The sequence below is a fragment of the Hydrogenophaga defluvii genome, from assembly GCF_042665235.1.
Classification (GTDB): Bacteria; Pseudomonadota; Gammaproteobacteria; order Burkholderiales; family Burkholderiaceae_C; genus Hydrogenophaga; species Hydrogenophaga defluvii_A.
Genome location: NZ_JBHTBZ010000013.1, coordinates 110,089 through 132,661, shown reverse-complemented (window position 1 = coordinate 132,661; position 22,573 = coordinate 110,089). Strand labels below are relative to the sequence as shown.

The following is a 22,573-nucleotide window of genomic DNA, read 5'->3' as shown; positions in this document are numbered from 1 at the left end:
GTCATTCTCCGAAGGTGCGCAGTCGGCGCCAGATCAGCAGGGGAAGTCGGGCCACGAAGCCGAGGAAGAGGCGGGTGTGCATCCACGTCAGCAGGCTGTTGTCGCGCAGGTATTTGAAGTGCGAGACGCCACCTTCTTCGGCGCTGAGGTAGCGCACGGGCGCGTCGATGTTGATGGGCCGCACGCCCGCCCAACAGAGCCGCACCACCGCTTCGGGGTCGAAGTCGAAACGCCGCATGAATCGGTTGGCGTGCATGATGCGGGACAGGGGCGCGATGGGGTAGACGCGAAAGCCGTAGAGCGAGTCGCCGATGCCCATCCACAAGGTTTCCAGGTTGGCCCAGCCGTTGGACACCTTGCGCCCGTTGACGCGCAGGGCGGGCGCTTCCGGACCGAACACCGGTTTGCCCAGCACCATGGCCGCAGGCGATTGCGAGGACGCGGCCATGAAAGTGGGAATCAGATGGGCCGGGTGCTGGCCATCGGAGTCCATGGTCAGGGCGTGTGTGAAGCCGGCCCGGGCGGCTTGATCGATGCCTTCGAGCACGGCTGAGCCTTTGCCCCGGTTCTGTGGCAGCACAATGACCCGCAAGCCTGGGTCGTTTTGGGCCATGGCCTGCAGGCTGGCGTCGGTGCCGTCGGTGCTGCCGTCCACAACGACCCAGACAGGCGTCCATTGCGCGCGGGCCTGGCGCACGGTCTCCAGCACACCGGCGCCGGGGTTGTAGCTCGGGATCAACACCACATGGGTGGTCGAAGGGGCGGGTGGGGTCTCAGTCATCGTGGATGGCCTGTGCAGGCGGGGTCAATTCCTGTCGAAAGTAGGCTTCCAACGTTTGGGTGAATAGGGCGTGGTCGGTGGGCGCGTCGAATCGGCGTCCCAGGCGCGCGCGGCAACGCAGCGGCAGCATGGGCTTGCGCCACAGCGGCCAGGCTTTGCCCAGGTAGGGCGTGGAGTACTCCAGGATCACGGTTTGCACGGGCACACCCGAGCGTTGGGTGATCAGTCCCAAGGTGGGCGTCAGGGCGCCCAGGGGAAACGTGCCCGTTCGTGTGCCTTCGGGGAAGATCAGCACCTGCGCGCCGGTCGGCAGCGCCTCGCGGCTTTGTTGGACGATTTGCAACATGCCGTCGTTGCGGATGTAGCGCGCCAGCCGCGCGGCGGCGCCGAACAGCGGGTGGTGCATCAAGCTGGCCTTCATGACACAGAGCACATTGGGCAAGCGGGACACGATCAGCACCACATCCAGCAGGGACGGGTGGTTGGCGGCGATGATCAGCGGGCCGTCGTGTTGCAGGCTGTCGAGTTCGGAGAGGTCGAAACGGCAGCCACACACGGCACCCAACACACGCAGGTAAACGCGAAAACCCCACATGATGGCTTGGCGGCCCAGCCGCTGCCCCGTGGCAGGCGGCAGCACGGGGCCCAGCAACATGGCAAAAGGCAACCACGCCAGGCACATGAGGGCCAGGCTCCCCAACCCAACGACCATGGCGACGTGCTCGTACACCGCCCACAGCGGCCGGCGCTGCGCAAGCTGCTCAGTCATCAACGGCGACACGGGTGGCGGACGAACCCAGGACCCAGGACACCGCCACCCCGGCCGCCACATGGTGTCGGGTTCTCACCAAAGGGCTGTTCACAAAACGGGCGCCGTTGAGATTGTCGTAACGCAAAAACGCCCCCACCCAGTGGTTGGGGTAGCGTTTGGACACGCCAACAACGTACTGCATGCCCCCGAAACCAGCAGCGGCGGCATAGGCGGGCCGCTCGCCTGTGGCGTAGGGTGTGGCGACGCTATAAAAGTGGTTGTGTTGCCTGCGGTCACCCCACAGGGGGCCGGCCTGCAGCCCGAGGTTCCAGCCCGCCAGGCCGGCCACATGCGCGACGTCGAGGTTGAGTTTGGGGTGAAACACCCAACCCACGTGTTGGGGGCGTTGTTCCAGCGTGAAGGCTGCGCGCACGGGCAACAGCAGCTTGAGTGTGGTGCCGCGCCGCTGTGCTTGCCACAGGGTGAGGTCGAGCTGGGGGCCTACTTCGAAGGTGGCTCGCAGATCCGGCATGCCGGCGCGTGCGCGCACGTCGCGCGTGGACGCTGGCGGCGAGAGTGCTCCCGAGAACGTGAGTTCCACCCGGTCCGAATCGAACAACTGCGCGCGAACGCCGTCCCTGTCCACCTTGAAGAAATCGCCTCGGTAGACCAGATAAGGCACAGGCAGCAGCAGGCCTTGGCCCTGGTCCGACCCCCGGTACGCCGGGAAGTGGAGGGCGGCTGCGCCCAGCCCCACCTCCCACAGAGGTTGCTCCGGGGCGGCTTGTGCGGTGTGCCCGGCGGCGGCCATCAGCAGCATACAGCCCATGAGCGCACGTGCGCGATGCCGTGCCTGTGGTGTTGGCAGGCGCGTCATGCGTTGTACAGGCTGGGGTCGTCCACCTTGCGGATGTTGACGCGGCGGCGCTGCCAGGCGAGGTAGGCGCGCCTGGGCTGGACGATGTTGGCGATGTAGTACATGGCCTTGAACACCAGGAGGGAGCGCCAGATGGGTGTTTTGCCGAACACGTCGCCCGCCAACACCGACAAGATCGCTTCTTTCACCCGCAACACGTTCTTGGGGCCCATCAGGAAGTCGCGCATGATGGGGTTGGTGACCCGGTAGATGAACCAGGAAAACGCCTTGGGACCGTGCCGCATCGTGCGGTCGAACCGCTTGAGCGCGGCGCCCGCGCGGTGGGGCTCTCGCAGGCAGGTGTCTACGGTGTCTGCCCCCACCACGGCGCTGTGCATGGCCAGCCACACACCCGATGAAAACACCGGGTCGATGAAGGCGTAAGCGTCGCCCAGCATCACGTAGCTGTCACCGTGGGTGCAGGTCGAGACGTAGGAGAAATTGCCTGTGGCCTCGGCGTCGCTGACCTGTCGCGCCTGTTTCAGCCGCTCCAGCAGCGGTGGGCAGGTGGCGATGTTGTCGTCCAGGAACTGCTGCAGGCTGCGCCGAGCACGCGTTTTCATGTGGTAGGGCCAGGTCACCATGCCAATGCTGGTGGTGCCGTTGGTCAGCGGTATGAACCAGAACCAGCCGTGGGCAAACCAAAAAATGCTGATGTTGCCTTCGTCCGCGCCGCCATGCCGCTGTGCGCCTTCATAGTGGGCGTACACCGCCGAGCTGTTGTGGCGCGGGTTGCGCTGCTTGGTCTTGAAACGGTTGGCGAGAAAGGTGTCGCGCCCAGAGGCGTCCACCACAAACCGCGCGTGCCACCGTAGGTCCTGTCCGTCGTTGTTGCGGGCGCTGACCACGGCGCCACCTTGGGCTTGAAAGTCCACCCCGGTGACTTTGACCCCTTCGTGCACCTCAGCCCCTTGGGACGCCGCGTGCCGGAACAGGATGTTGTCGAAGTCGGCCCGGCGCACTTGGTAGGCATGGGGCATGGACTTGTCCCAGGCTTCGGCGAAATGCACCGTCTGCGCCCGGTTGTGCTCCATGGAGACAAATTCGGCGCCAGGCTTGTGCATGCCAATCGCCTTGATTTGGTCCGCGATGCCCATTTTTTCAAACAAGGGCAGGTTGGCCGGCAGCAGGGATTCGCCGATGTGAAAGCGGGGGTGGTGGGCCTTCTCCAACAGCACCACACGGTGGCCTTTTTGGGCCAACAGGCTGGCTGCGGTCGATCCGGCGGGGCCGCCGCCAATCACCAGGACATCGCAAGTGGGGCCGGTGTCTGCCAGGGCCATTGAATTCATAAAAATAGACGTGTGGGTGTCGGCCGGAACCAAGGGTCGATCATCGGAAGGCAACCCGGAATGATAGTCCCTCCACTGCCACCCGCCCTTGGGGCGTGCGGTGTGCGGGCATGTGCGTGTGTGTGGCGTTCAGGGCAGGGTTTCGTGCAGCATGGGTTCGTTTGTCCCCGTGGCATCGGCGGTGGCTGAGAGGCATTGGGCCAACGCGCTGGTGTCCAATGGGGGGTGCGCTGCTTGCGCTCGGCGGAGGATTTCGGTCGCCAGGCGGTTCAGGCGTTCATGTGACTCGCGTATGCGGGCGATGAAGCCGTTGGCATCGAGCTTGTCGGTCAGGCTGCGGTTGAGTTCGGCGAACCAGGGCATTTGTGCTTGGTCCAGCATCACCGCCGGATTGCGTTTGAGGCTCAGGCCCGACCACTGGCGCAGGAAGTTCTGCATGCTCGCATTGAGCTGTTGGCATTGGGCCAGCTCGCCACGCAGCGCTGCCAGCGCGGACAAATCGGTCAGCCGGTCGTGGAAAAAAAACTGGGCCAGCACCCCCCAGTAGTAGGTGTAATCCCAGATCACCTTGACCGGCAGCACCTCGGGGTCGCCGAACAGTGTGTACTGGTCTTGGTACAGCGCCATGGTGCTGTCGTAGAACGAATGGAACAGCTGGTCAAAAATCTGTGCGCGGGCGCCCAGGCGCTCGCTCCGCCGGTCCATGGCAACCAGTTCGGTGATGTAGGTGTTGCCTATGGCAATGAAGTCGCTGCCCGGCGAATAAAACGGGTCGAGGAACAGCCCGGCCTCGCCGGTGAGGGCCCATCGTTCGGCGGAAAACACCTGTTTGCAGCCATACGAAAACCGTTTGAAGCAGGCAAAGTCCTGCAGCAGGTGGCGTTTTTGATCGAGCTCGTCGAACAGCAGCGGCTGGCGGTGTTCCAGCCAAGCCATGGCCTTGTCGAAGCTGTTCATGTCCGTGAAGGGATGCATCGAGGGGTCGGCCACAATGCCCACCGAGTGGGAGCCTGAGGCCAGGGGGATGAGCCAGACCCAGTAGCCCGCGCCCACCAGGTGGTTGGTGGACAGCCAACGCGCTTGTGGATCGCAGCGTGCACGCCAACGTGGGTCGCTGCTCCAGCGATCGAGGTGGATGTGGTCTTTGATGCGAAACCACACGGCGTGGGCCAGGTGCTGGTTGGGTTCGGCCAGGCCGAGTTGGCGTTTGAGCAAACCGGCGCGCCCACTGGCATCCACCACCCAGCGCGCCTGCACCGTGTGGGTGTCGCCCCCGTGCTCAAAACCCACTTGGTGTGGGCCATCTGCTTCAGCTGAGGCGCTGTTGAGTGCCACCTGCCGAACCGTTGCGCCTTCGATGAGCCCGATGCCCCGGCGTTTGGCCTCAAGTGCCAGGTGGTTCTCAAAGATGCCCCGGTCGATTTGGTAGCTGGGCACCGAGAGATGGCGGCTGGCGCCAATTTCAGTTACCTGGTCGATGTCTCGGCGCCCCTCGGAGAAGAAGAAGCGGAAACCGAACTTGCGGAGCTGGTGCTGTTTGAGGTGGTCACCCAGGCCCAGCACCTGATCGAAATAGTGCGCGCCGATTTCAACCGACGACTCGCCCACTTTGTGGGTCGCGTCGGGTGCCGGGTCGGCGCGCCGCTCCAGGACCAGCACCTGGGTATCGGGGTCTCGTTTTTTGAGTTGCAGGGCCAGCGTCAGGCCGGCCAGACCTCCGCCGAGAATGACGACGTCGGTGGGGGAATGTGTGTTGCCCATGGGCAGAGTATCGCTTCACGCCTTGCCCGGTTTGGCCGGGGTGTCTGCCAGCGGTGCCCCAGCGCTACGGGCGGCGGTTGCGGGCTGATGAGCGCAGTGTGTGGCGCAGCGTGGGGCACCAAGCACCTAAAATCCGCGCTTGGTGCTCCTGCCTTGCCCACGCCCCACGCTGCCGATGTCCTCCCGCCCGCCCGAAATCCTCGACGCCTTGCCGGCCGGGTTGCCCTGTGAAGCGGCAACCCTCGACACTGAGGATACGGCAGGTGCAGCCGACTCACTGTGGGGCCACGCGCGGGCCGTCGGGGTGGTGGTGCTGGCGGTGGTGTGGGCTGTGGCCTCGCACTATGCCAGCACGCATCCGGGATCAAGCGGCTGGGGTGCGGTCCTTGCCTTGGCGCCCATCACATCGGCGTTGGCGGTGGGCTTGTCGCGCCTGCCGCATCGCTGGCTGGGTGCGCTGCTCGGGGTGGGCGCGATCGGCTTGCTGGTGGGCTTTTGGCCCCACCTCAAAGGCCAGGTGGCGCTGTTGTACTACCTGGAGCATTTGGGGGTTTATCTGATGATGGCCCATCTGTTTGGGCGCAGCCTGCGTGGCCCGGGGGAATCGCTGGTCACACGCATGGCGCGCAGTGTGCATGGTGGTGTGCTGTCGCCGGCCCAACTGGTCTACACCCGGCGCGTGACCGGTGCCTGGTGTGTGTTTTTTGTCGGCATGGCGGTGATGTCCACATTGCTGTTTGTCTTGGCGCCGGTGGTCGTGTGGTCGGCCTTTGCCAATCTGTTGGGCGGCCCGTTGATTGTGTTGATGTTTGTGGGCGAATATTTCTGGCGGCGCCATGCATTGCCAGACGACAAACCTTCCACCATGGCGGATGCCGTCCGTGCCTGGAAAGCCCAACGCGCCAACAGCGTGAAGTGAGCTTGCCCCTGAGGCGAGGCGTTCTGGGCCCTTGTTCTGGGCCCTTGTCAAAAAGGCGGCAAGGCGTCCGGGCCGTCGGGTGCCGGATGTGCGTCAAAATTGCCACGTCATGATGTTTACCCTTCCCGAACTCTCGCTGGCCCTGGGCTTGGTCAATTTGCTGCTGCTGCTGTGGCTGGTGCTGCGCAAGCCGACCGTATCTGAGGAAACCCCGGCGCAGGCGCTGCACCGCCAGCAGTTGATGGACGCCGTCAAAGGGGGCGATGAGCGGCTGGAGCGCGAGTTGCGCCACGAGGTTACCGAGTCGGCGCGCGCTGGCCGCCAGGAGTTGTTGCAGACGCTGAGCGCTTTTCAGGGCAGCCTGTCGCAGCAAAGTGCCGATGCCACCCGCACACAAAACGCGCAGATCGACGCCTTTGCCCAGCAGCTGCTGCAGTTGCGTGGCACGCTGGCCGACACCCTCACCAAACAACTGCAAGACCTGAGCGAAAGCAACGCGCGCCGTCTGGCCGAGGTGCGGGCCACGCTGGAGCAACAGCTGGCCCAACTGCAGCAGAACAACGCCGCCAAGCTCGACGAGATGCGCGCCACAGTGGACGAAAAGCTGCACGCTACGTTGGAGGCCCGGCTGGGCGAGAGCTTCAAGCAGGTGGCTGAGCGCTTGGAGCAGGTGCACAAAGGCTTGGGCGAGATGCAGACCCTGGCCCAGGGCGTGGGCGATTTGAAACACCTGTTGAGCAACGTGAAAACGCGTGGCATGTTTGGCGAAGCGCAACTGGCGGCGCTGCTGGAGCAGGTGTTTGCGCCCGACCAGTACGCCACCCAGGTGGCCACGCGCCCAGGCAGCAAAAACGTGGTCGATTTCGCCATCCGCCTGCCGGGCCGGGGGGACGATGGCGCACCCTGCTGGTTGCCCATCGACGCCAAGTTTCCCAACGAAGATTACGAACGCCTGCTCGACGCCCAGCAACGGGCCGACGTGGCGGGCGCCGAAGCGGCGGGCAAGGCGCTGGAAGCGCGCATCCGGCTTGAAGCCAAAAGCATGGCCGAGAAGTACGTGGAGCCACCGCACACCACCGACTTCGCGTTGATGTTTTTGCCGACCGAAGGCCTCTACGCCGAGGTGCTGCGCCGCCCTGGCCTGATGGAGGCGCTGCAGCGCGATCACCGCGTCACGCTGGCCGGGCCCACCACGCTGCTGGCCATGCTCAATTCGCTGCAGATGGGATTTCGGACCTTGGCGCTGGAAAAGCGCAGCTCCGAGGTGTGGCAGGTGCTGGGGGCGGTCAAGACCGAGTTCGGCAAGTTTGGTGACGTGTTGGCCAAGGTCAAGGCCCAGACCCAGACGGTGCTCAACACCCTGGACAGCGCCGAAGTGCGCAGCCGCGCCATGGGGCGCGCGCTCAAACAGGTGGAGGCCTTGCCCGCCGAACAGGCGCAGGCACTGCTGCCCCTGCCCGAGCAGGACGAATGAAGCAGCAGCTCCTGCGCCTGATCGCAGCCCACGTGTGCCTGCACGTGTGCATGGCGGGCACCCGCATGGCCGCACCTTTGTTGGCCTTGCGCGAGGGCCACAGCCCGGTGGCGGTGGGTGTGCTGTTGGCCTTGTTTGCGCTGGCGCAGGTGTTTCTGGCCTTGCCTGCCGGTCGCTACGCCGATCGCCACGGCCTGCGTCGGCCGGTCGGCTGGGCCGTGTTGGTGGCCATGTTAGGTGCGGGGGCCGCCGCCGCTTGGCCCACATTTGGTGTGCTGTGTTTTGCCGCGCTGTTGACCGGAGGCGCCACCGGCGCAGCCTCGATTGCGGTGCAGCGCCAGGCCGGTGTGCTGGCCACCAACCCCACCGAGCTCAAGCAGGTGTTCAGTTGGCTGGCCATTGGCCCGGCCTTGTCCAACTTCGCGGGTCCGTTTGGGGCTGGGCTGTTGATCGATCACGGGGGCTTTCGGCTGGCCTTTGCCGTGCTCGCGCTGGTGCCCTTGTTGAGTTGGTGGTGGGTGCGCAGCCAGCAAGCGCCCGCCCGCGCCGCGCCCAGCGCCACAGCCGCAGCCGGCCCCGGTGCCTGGGACCTGATGCGCGAGCCACCGTTCCGACGCCTGATGATCGTCAACTGGCTGTTGGCCTCCTGTTGGGACGTGCACACCTTTCTGGTGCCCGTGCTGGGGCACGAACGCGGCATGAGTGCGTCGGCCATTGGTGCCGTGCTGGGCGGTTTTGCGCTGGCGGCCACCGCCGTGCGTGTGCTGATGCCTTTGCTGGCCGCCCATTTGCGGGAAGCGGTGGTGGTGTCGGGGGCCATGGTGGCCACGGCACTCTTGTTCGGTGTCTACCCGCTGGCGCATTCCGCACTGGCCATGGGCGGCCTGTCGGTGCTGCTGGGCGTGGCCTTGGGGTCGGTCCAACCCATGATCATGAGCACCTTGCACCAGATCACGCCCAGCCATCGCCATGGTGAGGCGCTGGGCCTGCGGCTGATGGCCATCAACGGTTCCAGCGTGTTGATGCCACTGCTGTTCGGCAGCGCCGGTGTGGTGGTGGGGACGGCTGGTGTGTTCTGGGTCGCGGGTGCCGCTGTGGGCCTGGGCGCACGGCTGCCACTGCGGCGCTGAGGCCCGGCGTGGCGCTGCCCTTTTTGGGCCGGTGTGCGGAACTTGTCTGACGCAGCTTTATCTTGCGTTAGATTCGAAGTTTTGGGAATAAAGCCGTGTTATTGCTGATCGTCATGTTGCCCCTGGTGCTGGGGGTGGGGCTGACGGCATGGGGCGGGCGCCATTGGCGGCCGGCCTCTGCTGCTTTTGCCGGTGCCATCACGCTGGGCTGCATCGCCTTGCTGTTGCAGCAGGGCGGGGCCGTGTTCGACGGTCAAGCCGTGATGAACGCTTGGGCCTGGGTGCCCGAGATCGGCCTGAACCTCACATTCCGGCTCGATGGCCTGTCGCTGATGTTTGCGCTTCTGATCACCGGCATTGGCCTCTTGATCGTCGTCTACGCCCACTTCTACCTCGCGCCCGAGGACTCTGCGGCCAAGTTCTACAGCCTCATGATGTTGTTCATGGCCGCCATGCTGGGCGTGGTGCTGTCGGACAACCTGTTGCTGCTGGTGGTGTTCTGGGAGCTGACCAGCCTGTCGTCCTTTTTGCTGGTGGGCTACTGGAGCCACCGGCCTGACGCACGTGCGGGCGCCCGTCAGGCCCTGGCCGTCACCGGCGGCGGCGGCCTGGCCATGCTGGGTGGTTTTGTGTTGCTGGGCCAGATCGCGGGCACTTTTGAGTTGAGCGAGATGGCGGGCCGTGCCGCAGAAATCCAGGCCGATCCGCTGTTCCTGCCGGCCCTGCTGCTGATCCTGCTGGGCTGTTTCACCAAAAGTGCGCAGTTCCCGTTCCACTTCTGGCTGCCTGACGCCATGGCCGCACCCACGCCGGTGTCGGCTTACCTGCACTCGGCCACCATGGTCAAGGCCGGTGTCTTTTTGCTCATGCGCATGTACCCGGTGCTGGGCGGTTCGGGTTACTTCGAGGCGATCGTGACCACCGCCGGTTTGTTGACCGTGTGTTTCGCGGCCTTCATCGCGCTGTTCAAACACGATCTGAAGGGCTTGTTGGCCTACTCCACCGTCAGCCACCTCGGGTTGATCACGTTCCTGATCGGTCTGGGGTCGCCGCTGGCGGCCGTGGCGGCGGTGTTTCACGTGCTCAACCACGCCACCTTCAAGGCGCCGCTGTTCATGGTGGCGGGCATCGTCGACCACGAGACCCACACGCGCGACATGCGGCAACTGGGTGGCCTGTGGAAGTTCATGCCCTGGACAGCGACATTGGCCATGGTGGCGGCAGCGTCCATGGCCGGTGTGCCACTGACCAACGGTTTTCTGTCCAAAGAGATGTACTTCACCGAGGCCGTGGTGGGCACCGCCGCCGCCGGTGTGCTGGCCTGGCTGGTGCCCGCGTTGGTGACGCTGGCCGGTGCCTTCAGCGTGGCCTATTCGCTGCGCCTCATCCACGACACCTTCTTCAACGGCCCGCCGGGCGACATGCCCCACATGCACCCACACGAGCCCCCGGTGGGCATGAAAGCGCCGGTGGCGCTGCTGGCCGCCATCTGTCTGGCGGTGGGGCTGTTGCCGGCCGCGCTGTTTGGCCCCATGGTGCAGGTGGCCGCCACCGCCATGACGGGGAAGGCGCTGCCCGAATACCACCTCGCCATCTGGCACGGCTTCAACCTGCCGCTGCTGATGAGTGCCATCGCCTTGGTGGCCGGCGTGGTGCTCTACCTGTGGCTGGCGCGTGGGCGTTGGCTGCACCGCATCCAGTCCGAACACTGGTTCGGCGCGCTCACGGGGCGCAGTCTGTTTGAAGGCAGTGTGGACCGCCTGTTTGGCCTCGCCGGCCGGCTCACCGATGCGCTGGAGAACGGCTCGCTGCAGCGCTACGTGGCCATCACCCTGGGCGCGGCCATTGTGGGTGCGGCGGTGGTGCTGGTGGAGCAGCCGGTGGTGGGTGGTGCGCGCGCACTGTTGCCGGCTTCACCGCTGGCGGTTGTGTTGTGGCTGTTGTTGGTGGTGGCGCTGGTGCTCATCGTGCGCGATCACCACCAGCGTTTCCGCGCCGTGGTGCTGGTCGGGGTGGTGGGGCTGGTCACGGCGGTGTCGTTCATTGGCCTGTCGGCGCCCGATCTGGCGCTCACCCAGCTGTCGGTGGAGGTGGTGTCCACGGTGTTGTTGCTCATGGGCCTGGCCTTGCTGCCGGCCACGTCGCCGCGCGAATCCAGTGGCGCGCGCCGGGGGCGCGACGCCTTGCTGGCCCTGGCCGGCGGCGGTGGTGTGGGCTGGCTGGCCTGGCTGGTCATGACCCGCGACCACGACTCGATCTCGTGGTACTTCCTCGACAAATCCTTGCCTGCGGGCGGCGGCACCAACGTGGTCAACGTCATCCTGGTGGACTTCCGGGGTTACGACACCTTTGGCGAGATCACGGTGCTGGGCATTGCGGCACTGGGCGTGTACGCCCTGATGCAGGGCATGCGCACGCGCCGTGCCGGCACCGATGCGCAAGGTCTGGCCTGGACCTTTGCCGAACAACCCCTGCTGCTGCGGGTGGCGGCGTCGGTGGTGCTGCCGCTGGCGCTGGTGTTCACGCTCTACATCTTCATGCGTGGCCACAACCTGCCCGGTGGCGGCTTCATTGCCGGCCTGATCACCGCCGTGGCCCTGGTGCTGCAGTTCATGGCCCTGGGCCAGGCCCGTGCCGAAGCCATGCTGCGCGCGCGTTTGGGGCGCCGCTTCATCCAGTGGATTGGCGCCGGCCTCGGCATCGCGGGCCTGACCGGCATCGGCGCCTTCGTCTGGGGGCGCCCCTTCCTCACCAGCGCCCACGGCCACCCGCACGTGCCGGTGCTGGGCGAACTGCCGCTGGCCACGGCCGCCTTGTTTGACCTGGGCGTCTACCTCACCGTGGTGGGCGCCACGTTGTTGACCGTGTCGGTGCTGGGCAACGCCAGCCGCGACACGGCCCCGTCCGCCACCACCGGAGCCACGTCATGAACAGTTGGATGAGCCTCGAATTTCTGCTCGCATCTGGCCTGGGCCTGGTGGCCGCGGCCGGCATCTACCTCATGCTGCGCGGGCGCACCTTCCCGGTGGTGTTGGGCCTGTCCTTGCTGGGCTACGCGGTCAACGTGTTTCTGGTCGCCATGGGCCGGCTGTGGCACAACGCGCCGCCCATTCTCACCGGCGGTGCGGCTGTGGCCGACCCGTTGCCCCAGGCCCTGGTGCTGACCGCCATCGTGATCGGTTTCGCCACCACCGGTTTTGTCATCGAACTCGCGCTGCGCAGCCGACATGAGAGCGGTAGCGACCACGTCGATGGGCACGAGCCTGCGCCACAGCGCGCGAAGGCGGGGGACCGCTGATGGCGATGCTGATGGAACTCTGGCTGCAACACGCGCCCGTGTTGACGGTGCTGCTGCCGGCCATGACCGCGGTGGTCTTGCTACTGCTGGGCGACAGTGGGGGCGAACACGGGCACGATGGCGACAGCGTGGGTGTGTGCCGCCGTGTGTCGCTCACGTCGGTGGCCTTGGGGGGGCTGATGGCGGTGGGCCTGGTGGTGCACGCGAGCACAGGCGAACTGATGGTCTATCGGCTGGGCGAGTGGCCGGCGCCGTTTGGCATCGTGCTGCTGGTGGACCGCCTCTCGGCCCTGATGCTGTTGCTCACCGCCACCGTGGCGCTGCCGGTCTTGTGGTACGCCTGTGGGGGCTGGGACACACGGGGGCGCTACTTCCACGCGCTGTTCCACTTTCAGTTGATGGGCCTCAACGGCGCGTTTGTCACCGGCGACCTGTTCAACCTGTTCGTGTTTTTCGAGGTGCTGCTGATCGCCTCCTACGTGCTGTTGGTGCACGGGCAGGGGCGCGAGCGCTTCCGCATGGGCGTGCACTACGTGGTGCTCAACCTGGCCGCCTCGGCTTTGTTCCTCATTGGCCTGGGCCTTGTCTACGCCACCACGGGCACCCTCAACATGGCCGACGTGGCGCAGCGTGTGGCCCAGTTGCAAGGCGATGACGCGACCCTGGCCCATGTGGCTGCGGTCATCCTGCTGGTGGTGTTCGGCCTCAAGGCCGCACTGGTGCCGCTGTACGCCTGGCTGCCCGCCACCTATGCGGCGGCCAGCGCGCCGGTGGCCGCGCTGTTTGCCATCATGACCAAGGTCGGTGTCTACAGCATCCTGCGGGTGCACGGGGTCATCTTCGGCATCGATGCGGGCGCCTTGACCGAAAGCGTGGCCGGCTGGCTGCTGCCGCTGGCGCTCACCACCAGCGCGCTGGGTGTGTTGGGTACGCTGGCCGCGCCCAACATGGCGCGTCTGGTGGCCTACCTCACCGTGTCGTCGGTCGGCACCATCCTCGCGGGTGTGGCGCTGTATTCCACCCAGGCCTGGTCGGCGGCGTTGTACTACACGCTGCACAGCACGCTGGTGGTTGCTGCGCTGTTCCTGCTGGTGGAGCTGATCGCGGCCCAACGCGGCGACACCTGCGACCGCTTGCAGCCCGCGCCCGCCGTGCGCGAGCCCGTGTTGCTGGGCCTGATGATGTTGTTGGGCGCGGCGTCTGCCGCTGGCCTGCCGCCCTTGCCCGGTTTTCTGGGCAAACTCATGATTCTGGAGGCCTCGCACGGCCTCAGCGCCCAAGCCTGGGTCTGGAGCGTGGTGCTGGTGGTGGGCTTCTTCACCATCATCGGCCTGGCCCGCGCAGGGGCCATCGTGTTCTGGCATGTGCAGCCCTGCGAGGCCGATGCCGTTGGCCACGCGGGCCACAGCGCGCGCCTGATCGCGCCCACCGCCTTGCTGTTGTTGCTGGGTGTGGTGATGGCGGGGCTGGCCTCGCCGCTCAAACGCTACACCGACGCCACCGCCCAACAGCTGACCGACAAGGCCGCCTACGTGCGCGCCGTGTTGGGTGAGGGGGCCGCGCCCACCACACGCCCCTACCGTGGGGAGCCCGCACGATGAAACCCCTCCACACCGCCACCACCGCCGCGCGCCGTGGCTGGCTGCCCCACCCGATCCTCTCGGCGCTGCTGGCGGCGAGCTGGTTGGCCTTGTCTCACAGCCTGGCCGTGGTGCACCTGTTGTCCGCCGCGCTCATCGGGTGGGGTGTGCCGCACCTGATTGCCCCTTTCCTGGGGCCCGCCAACCACATCCACTGGCCCACGGCTTTCCGTCTGGCGGCCGTGGTGTTGTGGGACATCGTCTTGTCCAACATCACCGTCGCGCGCCTGGTGCTGGGCCCCATGGCGCGGCCACAACCGGCCTGGATTGCCGTGCCGCTGGACAGCGCCCACCCCTGGGTCAACGCCTTGTTCGCCAGCATCATCACCACCACGCCCGGCACCGTGTCGGCGGTGGTCGATGAAGCCGGCGCGCGCATCTGGGTGCACGCGCTCGACTGTGGTGACGCGGCCGCCATGGCGCGTGACATGAAGGCCCGCTACGAGGCGCCGCTGCTGCGGATGTTTGGCGCGCAACCAAGGAGTTCGACATGAACGTGATCGACATCGCTTTGAACATGGCCCTGGGCGCGGTCGCCCTGGCCATGCTGCTGTGTGGCTGGCGCCTGCTCAAGGGGCCAGCCGCCACCGACCGCATCCTGGCGGTCGATACGCTTTACATGAACGCGGTGGCGCTGATCGTGCTGCTGGGCTTGCGCTGGGACACGCCGCTGCTGTTCGAGGCCGCGCTGCTGGTGGCCATGCTGGGTTTCGCCTCCACCGTGGGGCTGGCGCGTTTTCTCACGCGCGGTGACGTGGTCGAATAAGGAGAACAACCGTGCCTGTGCTGATCGAATGGCTGGTGGCCGCGCTGTTGCTGGTGGCGTCGTTTTTTCTGCTGGTGGGTGCCATTGGCCTGGTGCGCCTGCCCGACTTTTTCATGCGCCTGCACGCGCCCACCAAGGCGTCCACCCTGGGCGTTGGCGGGGTGCTGCTGGCGTCCATGCTGCTGAGCTGGCAAGCGGGCCGGCCCGGCGTGGCCGAGTTGCTGATCACGCTGTTCGTGTTTGTCACCGCGCCGGTGTCGGCCAACCTGCTGGCGCAGGCCGCCCTGCACCTCAGGCTGCGGTCACAGGCGCCGCTGCCGCCCGACGTGGTGCCCGAGCGTTCGCCCAAGTGAAACCCAGGCCGCCGATGTAGGCATCAAAACTCTGCCGACCGGCGGCCTCTAGGTCAAAAGCTTCGGGCGCCAGCAGCCAGTTCTGGATCAAACCGTCGATCAGCGCGTGTAACCCGTGCGCTGCCGTGATGGCGGGCATGGGCAGCTTCACATCGCCCAGGCGCGCGGCCTGCAGCAAGCCCGCGCGGGTCATGGCCACACACTTGTCGCGCGCCTTGAGGTGGCGGTCGCGCACGTCCAGCATTTCGGCCACGTACTCCACCTTGTGGGTGGCGATGTCGAACACCCGCCGCGTTTGTGTGTCGTGCACGGTTTTGTGCAGGGCATTGAGAAAGGCCGAGCGCATGCGCTCCAGTGGCGCCGTGGGCGTGTCGTCGTCTGAGGCCTGGCCGGCGCAGGCCAAGGTGTCCTCCAGCGGCAGGGTCACCCGCTCCATCATGGCGTTGAACAGGGCGGCCTTGTCCTGGAAGTGCCAGTAAATGGCGCCGCGTGTGGTGCCCGCCGCCACCGCGATGTCGTTGAGCGAGGTGCGCGACACCCCCCGTTCGGCAAACAGCAGTTCTGCCGCGTCGAGCAGCTTGTCACGGGTTGCCAGTGCGTCGGCTTTGGTGCGTCTGACCATGTCTCTCTTTTTGTGGGGGCATTTGAAACGGGTCTCCACTATACATTCAAGCTTGTATGTATACTGCCGGGCTGTTTCAAATTCCACATTTCTCCAAAGGTTGACCATGTCTGCATTGATGCATGTCAAACCCCTGGCGCCGCGTTTGCGTGCGCCTTTTGTTTTGTCGGTGGCCGTGTTGGCCGTCGCCGGTTTGTTGTCCGCCTGTGGCGGCAAAGACGCCGCCGCTCAGGGCGCGGGAGGTGGTGGTGGCATGCCGCCGGTGGAGGTGGGCGTGGTCACGGTGGCGCCGGGTGACGTGGGCCTGACCACCGAACTGCCCGGTCGCCTCGAGGCCTCGCGTGTGGCCCAGGTGCGGGCGCGTGCCGCTGGCATCGTGCAGCAGCGCCTGTTCAAGGAAGGCAGCGACGTGAAGGCTGGCCAGGCCTTGTTCCGCATCGACGCCGCGCCCTACGCCGCCGCCCTGGCCAGCGCCGAGGCGCAGGTCGCCAAGGCGCAGGCCAACCTGGCCCAGGCCACCGCCACGGTGGAGCGTTACCGCCCGCTGGTGGCGCAGCGTGCCGTGAGCCAGCAGGATTTTGTCAACGCCGAAGCGGCGCAAAAGCTGGCGCAGGCCGACGTGGCGGTGGCCCAGGCCGCCGTGCAGACCGCCCGCATCAACCGCGATTACGCCAACGTCACTTCGCCCATCTCGGGCCGCATTGGCCGCGCGCTGGTGACCGAAGGTGCGCTGGTGGGGCAGGGCGAAGCCACCCCGCTGGCGGTGGTGCAACAAATCGACCCGCTGTACGTGAACTTCACCCAGTCGGCTTCCGAGGTGCTGCGGTTGACCCGCGCCATCGAGGCCGGCCGATTCAAGCGCAGCGGTGCCCAGGCCGCGCAGGTGCGTGTGGTGCTGGACGACGGCAGCGAACACCCGCAAATGGGCAAGCTGCTGTTTGCCGATCTGTCGGTGGACAGCACCAGCGGCCAGGTGACCTTGCGGGCCGAGGTGCCCAACCCGGGTGGCAAGCTGCTGCCCGGCCTGTACGTGCGCGTGCGACTCGAACAGGCGCAGGCCAGCAACGCTTTTGGCCTGCCGCAGCAGGCCGTCACCCGCACCCAGCAGGGCGACACCGTGACCGTGATCGATGGTGCGGGCCAACGGGTGCCACGCACCGTCAAGATCTCGGGCCAGCAGAACGGTCTGTGGGTCGTGACCGATGGCCTCAAGGCCGGCGAACAGGTGATGGTGGACGGCTTCCAGAAGCTGATGATGCTGCCGCCCACCGCACCAGTGAAACCCGTGCCCTGGTCGCCCACGCCCGCAGCGGCGGCGCCCGCTGCAACGGCCAAGCCTTGAGGGAGTTGAGGCATGGCCCGATTTTTTATTGACCGCCCCATCTTCGCGTGGGTGATCGCGCTGTTCATCCTGGTGCTCGGTGGCGTGTCCATCACCCAGTTGCCGATTGCGCAGTATCCGCCGGTAGCGCCGCCTGCCATTGTCATCAGCGCCGCCTACCCAGGCGCGTCAGCGCAGACCCTGGAGGACAGTGTGTTGTCCGTCATCGAACGCGAGATGAACGGCGCGCCTGGCCTGATCTACATGGAGTCGGTGGCACAAGCCGACGGCAGCGGCAACATCACCCTGAGCTTTGAGCAAGGCACCGACGCTGACCTGGCCCAGGTGGAGGTGCAGAACCGCCTCTCGCGCGCCACACCGCGCCTGCCCTCGGCGGTGACGCAACAGGGTGTGCGGGTGGACAAGTCGCGCAACAACTTCCTGTTGTTCGCCATGATCTCCAGCGACGAACCGTCGCTGGACCCCGTTGCGCTGGGCGACTATTCCTCCCGCAGCATCGTGCCCGAACTGCAGCGCCTGCCCGGCGTGGGGCAGGTTCAGCTGTTCGGTTCCGAACGCGCGATGCGTGTGTGGGTGGACCCGGCCAAGCTGCTGGGCTACGGCCTGAGTGCGGCCGATGTCACCAACGCCATCCGCGCGCAGAACGCCCAGGTGTCGGCCGGTGAAATTGGTGCGTTGCCCAACATCGCGGGCCAGCAGGTGGCCGCCACCGTGGTGGTCAAAGGCCAGCTCACCAGCGTTGAGCAGTTTGGTCAGGTGGTGCTGCGCGCCAACGCCGACGGCTCGGCGGTGCGCCTGAAAGACGTCGCCCGCATCGAGTTGGGCGGCCAGGCCTACGCCACCTCGGCGCGCCTCAACGGCCAGCCTTCGGTGGGCATTGGTGTGCAGCTCTCACCCAGCGGCAACGCCCTGGCCACGGCCACGGCCGTGCGCGCCAAGATGACCGAACTGGAGCGCTTCTTCCCCCAGGGCATGAAGTGGGACATCCCTTACGACAGCTCGCGTTTCATCAAGATCTCCATCCAGCAGGTGGCCGAAACGCTGGTGGAAGCCGTGGTGCTGGTGTTCCTGGTGATGTTCCTGTTCCTGCAGAACTGGCGCTACACCCTCATTCCCACCATCGTGGTGCCGGTGGCGCTGATGGGCACCATGGGCGTGTTGCTGGCCATGGGCTACTCCATCAACGTGCTGACCATGTTCGGCATGGTGCTGGTCATCGGCATCGTGGTGGACGACGCCATCGTGGTGGTGGAGAACGTCGAGCGCATCATGAGCGAGGAGGGCCTGCCGCCCAAACAAGCCACCCACAAGGCCATGGGCCAGATCTCCAGCGCCATCGTGGGCGTCACCGTGGTGCTGATCTCGGTCTTCGTGCCGCTGGCGTTTTTTGCCGGCTCGGTGGGCAACATCTACCGCCAGTTCTCCACCGTGATGGTCGCGTCCATCGCCTTCTCGGCTTTCCTGGCGCTCACGCTCACGCCCGCGCTGTGTGGCAGCCTGCTCAAGCCGGTGGAGGCGGGCCACGCCCACGCCAAAACCGGTTTCTTTGGCTGGTTCAACCGCGGCTTTGCGCGCACGGCCGAAGGCTACGAAGGTTTTGTGGCACGCCTGCTGCCGCGCGCCGCGCGTTACCTGGTGATCTACCTCGCCATTGGCGTGGCCGTGGGCTGGATGTACATGCGCCTGCCGACGTCCTTCCTGCCCGGTGAAGACCAGGGCAACATCATCGTCAACGTGCAGTTGCCGCCCGGCGCCACGCAGGAGCGCACGCGCCAGGTGATGGAGCAGGTCGAGGACTTCATCCTCAAGCAGCCCGAGGTGCAGAGCATGGTGGGCGTGATGGGCTTCAGCTTCTCCGGCCAGGGTCAGAACGCTGGCCTGGCCTTCGTGACGCTGAAGGACTGGTCCGAACGCACCGCGCCGGGCAGCAGCGCGGACGCGCTGGCCGGCCGCGCCTTCGGTGCATTGATGGGCATACGCGACGCGTTCATCTACCCGCTGAGCCCGCCGCCCATCCCCGAACTGGGCGCCTCGTCCGGCTTCAGTTTCCGCTTGCAGGACCGCGCCGGCCTGGGCCACGACGCGCTCATCAACGCACGCAACCAGTTGCTGGGCATGGCCTCGCAAAGCAAGGTCATCACCCAGATGCGCCCGGACGGCCTGGAGGACGCCCCGCAGCTTCAGGTGGACATCGACCGCGAGCGCGCCTTTGCGTTGGGGGTGGGGTTTGATGGCATCAACAGCGCCATCTCCACCGCCCTGGGCTCGGCCTACGTGAACGACTTCCCCAACGGCGGCCGTCTGCAGCGTGTGGTCGTGCAGGCCGATGCCACGGCCCGCATGCAGCCCGAAGACGTGCTCAAGCTCAACGTGCCCAACAGCCGGGGCCAGATGGTGCCGCTGTCCGCTTTTGCCACCACCCAGTGGGTGACCGGCCCCATGCAGACCGTGCGCTACAACGGCTACCCGGCCGTGCGCCTGAGCGGCAGCGCCGCCCCGGGCTACAGCACCGGTGCGGCCATGGCCGAGATGGAAAAACTCGCCAGCCAATTGCCGCAGGGCTTTGGTTTTGAGTGGACGGGCCAGTCGCGCGAAGAAAAACTCGCCGGCTCGCAAGCCCTCATCCTGTACGGCTTTGCGGTGCTGGCGGTGTTCCTGTGCCTGGCCGCGCTGTACGAGAGCTGGACCATCCCGCTGGCGGTGATCCTGGTGGTGCCCTTGGGCGTGTTGGGTGTGCTGGCGGCCACCTGGGGCCGGGGCTACGCCAACGACGTGTACTTCCAGGTCGGCCTGATCACCATCATCGGCCTGTCGGCCAAAAACGCCATCCTGATCATCGAGTTCGCCAAGGACTTGCAAGCGCAGGGGCGTGGTCTGGTGGAGGCGGCCCTGGAAGCCGCGCACTTGCGTTTCCGTCCGATTCTGATGACCTCGCTGGCCTTCACCCTGGGTGTGTTGCCACTGGCCATTGCCAGCGGTGCGGGCGCGGCCAGCCAGCGTGCCATCGGTACCGGCGTCATCGGCGGCATGATCACCGGCACCGTGTTGGCTGTGGTGTTTGTGCCCCTCTTCTTTGTTGTCGTGCGCGGCATCTTCAAGGGCAGTGCGCGCCAGCGCCTGGTGCATGCCCACGATGCCGAGCACCTGGGGGTGAAGCATGATTAAATTTATTTCCCCCCGCGCCGCCTTCGGCGTCACCCCCCAGGGGGCAACACCAGCCGTCTGGCAGAGCCAGCCCGGCGGTGTTCCCGGACGGGTCACTTCGCTGGGCGTGTTGTTGTTGGCAGGGCTGTTGTCGGCCTGTTCGCAACTGCCGGTCTACCAACGGCCTGCGGTCGATGTGCCGGCCGCCTTTCCCGCAGCCACGGCGCCCGCGGCCACGCCCGCGCGTGACCTGGCCTGGCAGGACTTTGTGCGCGAGCCCGAGCTGCGCGCGCTGATTGCGCGTGCCATCGACCACAACCGCGACCTGCGCGTGGCGGTGCTGCAGATCGAACAGGCCCGCGCGCAGTTTCAAATCCGGCAAGCCGATCAGCTGCCCACCGTCAACGCGGTGGCCACCGGCAACCGCCAGCCGGCCGCCAACGGCGACGGCATCAGCAGCTCCTACACGGCGGGCCTGGCCCTGGCCAGTTGGGAGATCGACCTGTTTGGCCGTGTGGCCAGCCTCAAGGAAGCCGCGCTGGCCCAGTTCCTGGCCAGCGAAGAAACCCGCAAGGCGGTGCAGGTCAGCCTGGTGGCCTCGGTCAGCAGCGCCTGGCTGGGCCTGCAGAACACCGACGACCAGATCGCACTCACGCGCCAGACCTTGGCCTCGCGTGTGGACGGGTTGTCGCTGACGAAGCTGCGCTTTGACAACGGCACCGCCACGGCGCTGGACCTGCGCCAGGCGGAGTCGCTGGTGGCGTCGGCTCAGGCCACGCTGGCCCAGTTGCAGCGCCAGCGTGCGCAAGAGGCCAACGCCCTGGCCTTGCTGGTGGGGCAGGGCGGTGCCTTACCGCCCGCCGCTACCACCCGGGCGCCGGTTTTTGATGCAGCGCTGCCGCTGGCCGAGGTGCCGGTGGGCCTGCCGTCGGATGTGCTGTTGCAGCGCCCCGACGTGCGCGCGGCCGAACAGCAACTGGTGGCTGCCAACGCGCAAATCGGTGCTGCCCGGGCGGCCTTTTTCCCGCGCATCAGCCTGACTGCCAGCGTGGGCACGGCCAGCAACCAGCTCTCCAACTTGTTCTCCAGTGGCTCATGGGGCTGGACGCTGGCGCCACAGGCGCTGCTGCCCATCTTCGATGCCGGGCGCAACCAGGCCGGGCTTGCGTCGGCGCAGGCCGCGCAACAAATGGCCGTGGCTCAATACGAAAAAGCCATCCAGACCGCGTTCAAGGACGTGGCCGACGCGCTGGTGGCGCGCGAGCCCCTGGCGGAGCAATGGCGCGCCCAGCAGGCGTTGCTGACGTCTGAGGCCGAACGTGCCCGCCTGACCGATCTGCGCGTGAATGGTGGTGTGGCCAGCCAGCTCGAACTGTTGGATGCCCAGCGGTCGCTGTTCAGCGCCCAGCAGGCCCTGTTGCAGACCCGACTGGCGCTGGCACAGAACCAGGTGGCCTTGTACAAGGCTTTGGGTGGGGGCTGGAAAACGCCGGGCTGATCGCTCGCGCTTGCCTGTTCTCAGTGGCTGGTCACGTGCCCCAGCCGCTGTGACAACATGCGCCCTGTCTCCAGCAGCGCCCGCGCTTGCGGGCCATCTGCTTGCAGGTCCAGGAGGGCGCTCGGTCCGATGGCGGCGATGGCCAGCGCCACGCGACCAAAACCGTCGAACACCGGCACCGCCAAGGCGCTGAGGCCGGGCAACAAATCGTCCCGCACGCGGGCGATGTGCTCGCGCCGGATGTCGGCCAGCTCGGCCGCAAAGGCGGGTTCATCGAGCGCGCCGGCGGCACCCTCTTCGGCCAGGGCGGCGGCGATTTCGGCGCGGTCGCGGAAGGCCGCGAACACCTTGCCCGTGCCGGTGCTGCGCAGCGACGCGGGCAGCCCGTGCCGCATGGACACGCGCACGGGTGTGGGGCCGTCTTCCACCCGGATGATGACCGGTCCATGGGCACCCCACACGGCGGCCGATACGGTGCAGCCGGTGCGCAGGGCCAGGCCGGGCATTTCGGCAATCACCAAACGCACCGGGTCCAGCTGCTGCAGGCTGATCAGGCCCAGCTGCATGGCCAGCGGCCCCAGCCCGTAGTGGCCACTCAGCGGGTCCTGCTCGATCAAGCCCACCTTGCCAAAACTCACCAGGTAGGGGTGTGATTTGGCCGGTGTCATGCCGGCCTCGCGCGCCAGGTCCTTCAGGGCCATGGCGCGGCCCGAGCGCGCCAGTGCCTTCAGCAACTGGCTGCCCACTTCAATGCTCTGGATGCCCCGCGACCCCCGGCCGCTGGGGGCCTCGGCGTCGTTGTCCGGGTCGTCGTGGTCTGGGCTGGGGGCGGGGGCGTTTTTCATGGCGGGCAAAAGGTTGCGCGGATTCTGCCAGTCTACGGGTT

19 protein-coding genes are annotated in these 22,573 nt (G+C 66.5%); 12 read left to right on the top strand and 7 right to left on the bottom strand.

The genetic code is table 11. The features are described 5' to 3' along the window. Position 1: 1 nt before the first annotated feature. The 5 genes from ACFQU0_RS05740 to ACFQU0_RS05720 all read right to left on the bottom strand — a co-directional run bounded on the left by ACFQU0_RS05740 (position 2) and on the right by ACFQU0_RS05720 (position 5,501). Positions 2-781, bottom strand: coding sequence for a glycosyltransferase family 2 protein (locus ACFQU0_RS05740; RefSeq protein ID WP_382199178.1), 780 nt, complete (start codon positions 779-781; stop codon positions 2-4). Next, complete coding sequence (locus ACFQU0_RS05735) at positions 774-1,550, bottom strand: lysophospholipid acyltransferase family protein (RefSeq protein WP_382199177.1); 777 nt, start codon at positions 1,548-1,550, stop codon at positions 774-776. Before ACFQU0_RS05735 ends, ACFQU0_RS05740 begins: the two co-directional genes overlap by 8 nt. Beyond that, entirely contained in the window at positions 1,543-2,409 is an 867-nt protein-coding gene (locus ACFQU0_RS05730; RefSeq protein ID WP_382199175.1) for a MipA/OmpV family protein, read from the bottom strand. Before ACFQU0_RS05730 ends, ACFQU0_RS05735 begins: the two co-directional genes overlap by 8 nt. Then, a complete protein-coding gene (locus ACFQU0_RS05725; protein ID WP_382199174.1) occupies positions 2,406-3,740 on the bottom strand; it encodes an NAD(P)/FAD-dependent oxidoreductase in 1,335 nt (444 codons plus the stop codon). The genes ACFQU0_RS05730 and ACFQU0_RS05725 overlap by 4 nt, the downstream gene beginning before the upstream one ends. Before the next feature lie 129 nt (positions 3,741-3,869). Then, the gene (locus tag ACFQU0_RS05720; RefSeq protein ID WP_382199173.1) at positions 3,870-5,501 is read right to left on the bottom strand and encodes an NAD(P)/FAD-dependent oxidoreductase; all 1,632 of its coding nucleotides are present in this window, start codon (positions 5,499-5,501) and stop codon (positions 3,870-3,872) included. A gap of 175 nt (positions 5,502-5,676) precedes the next feature. Between ACFQU0_RS05720 and ACFQU0_RS05715 the strand changes: the two genes are divergently transcribed. From ACFQU0_RS05715 to ACFQU0_RS05675, 9 genes are all read left to right on the top strand, one after another. Next, on the top strand, positions 5,677-6,420 hold the full coding sequence (locus ACFQU0_RS05715; RefSeq protein ID WP_382199172.1) for a COG4648 family protein: 744 nt from the start codon (positions 5,677-5,679) through the stop codon (positions 6,418-6,420). A 109-nt stretch (positions 6,421-6,529) separates the two neighbouring features. Beyond that, positions 6,530-7,894: a DNA recombination protein RmuC gene (locus ACFQU0_RS05710; RefSeq protein WP_382199171.1), complete on the top strand. Its 1,365-nt coding sequence runs from the start codon at positions 6,530-6,532 to the stop codon at positions 7,892-7,894. After that, complete coding sequence (locus ACFQU0_RS05705; protein WP_382199169.1) at positions 7,891-9,024, top strand: MFS transporter; 1,134 nt, start codon at positions 7,891-7,893, stop codon at positions 9,022-9,024. Before ACFQU0_RS05710 ends, ACFQU0_RS05705 begins: the two co-directional genes overlap by 4 nt. 95 nt (positions 9,025-9,119) lie before the next feature. Then, positions 9,120-11,954, top strand: a complete 2,835-nt coding sequence (locus tag ACFQU0_RS05700) for a monovalent cation/H+ antiporter subunit A (protein WP_382199168.1) — start codon at positions 9,120-9,122, stop codon at positions 11,952-11,954. Next, entirely contained in the window at positions 11,951-12,322 is a 372-nt protein-coding gene (locus tag ACFQU0_RS05695; protein ID WP_382199166.1) for a Na+/H+ antiporter subunit C, read from the top strand. The genes ACFQU0_RS05700 and ACFQU0_RS05695 overlap by 4 nt, the downstream gene beginning before the upstream one ends. An 11-nt stretch (positions 12,323-12,333) precedes the next feature. Next, complete coding sequence (locus ACFQU0_RS05690) at positions 12,334-13,923, top strand: monovalent cation/H+ antiporter subunit D (protein WP_382199165.1); 1,590 nt, start codon at positions 12,334-12,336, stop codon at positions 13,921-13,923. Continuing rightward, positions 13,920-14,456: a Na+/H+ antiporter subunit E gene (locus ACFQU0_RS05685; RefSeq protein WP_382199164.1), complete on the top strand. Its 537-nt coding sequence runs from the start codon at positions 13,920-13,922 to the stop codon at positions 14,454-14,456. Before ACFQU0_RS05690 ends, ACFQU0_RS05685 begins: the two co-directional genes overlap by 4 nt. Next, a complete protein-coding gene (locus tag ACFQU0_RS05680; protein WP_382199162.1) occupies positions 14,453-14,728 on the top strand; it encodes a K+/H+ antiporter subunit F in 276 nt (91 codons plus the stop codon). The genes ACFQU0_RS05685 and ACFQU0_RS05680 overlap by 4 nt, the downstream gene beginning before the upstream one ends. A gap of 11 nt (positions 14,729-14,739) precedes the next feature. Beyond that, positions 14,740-15,081: a Na+/H+ antiporter subunit G gene (locus ACFQU0_RS05675; protein WP_382199161.1), complete on the top strand. Its 342-nt coding sequence runs from the start codon at positions 14,740-14,742 to the stop codon at positions 15,079-15,081. Here the strand turns inward: ACFQU0_RS05675 and ACFQU0_RS05670 are convergent. After that, positions 15,020-15,703 (bottom strand): TetR family transcriptional regulator, encoded by a 684-nt coding sequence (locus ACFQU0_RS05670; RefSeq protein WP_382199160.1) that lies wholly within the window; start codon positions 15,701-15,703, stop codon positions 15,020-15,022. The two genes, ACFQU0_RS05675 and ACFQU0_RS05670, sit on opposite strands and share 62 nt — an antisense overlap. A gap of 106 nt (positions 15,704-15,809) precedes the next feature. On the opposite strand from ACFQU0_RS05670, the gene ACFQU0_RS05665 reads away from it, so the two are divergent. Genes ACFQU0_RS05665 through ACFQU0_RS05655 form a run of 3 tightly spaced genes read left to right on the top strand, consistent with a single transcriptional unit; the run spans position 15,810 to position 21,687 of the window. Then, entirely contained in the window at positions 15,810-17,045 is a 1,236-nt protein-coding gene (locus ACFQU0_RS05665) for an efflux RND transporter periplasmic adaptor subunit (protein ID WP_382199159.1), read from the top strand. Positions 17,046-17,057: 12 nt separating this feature from the next. Continuing rightward, positions 17,058-20,210 carry an efflux RND transporter permease subunit gene (locus tag ACFQU0_RS05660; RefSeq protein WP_382199158.1) on the top strand — a complete coding sequence of 1,051 codons (3,153 nt, stop codon included), beginning with the start codon at positions 17,058-17,060 and terminating at the stop codon, positions 20,208-20,210. Then, positions 20,203-21,687, top strand: a complete 1,485-nt coding sequence (locus ACFQU0_RS05655) for an efflux transporter outer membrane subunit (RefSeq protein ID WP_382199157.1) — start codon at positions 20,203-20,205, stop codon at positions 21,685-21,687. Before ACFQU0_RS05660 ends, ACFQU0_RS05655 begins: the two co-directional genes overlap by 8 nt. A 20-nt stretch (positions 21,688-21,707) precedes the next feature. Here ACFQU0_RS05655 and ACFQU0_RS05650 read toward each other — a convergent pair whose 3' ends face one another. Next, positions 21,708-22,532 carry an IclR family transcriptional regulator gene (locus tag ACFQU0_RS05650; protein WP_382199155.1) on the bottom strand — a complete coding sequence of 275 codons (825 nt, stop codon included), beginning with the start codon at positions 22,530-22,532 and terminating at the stop codon, positions 21,708-21,710. Between the last annotated feature and the right edge of the window lie 41 nt (positions 22,533-22,573).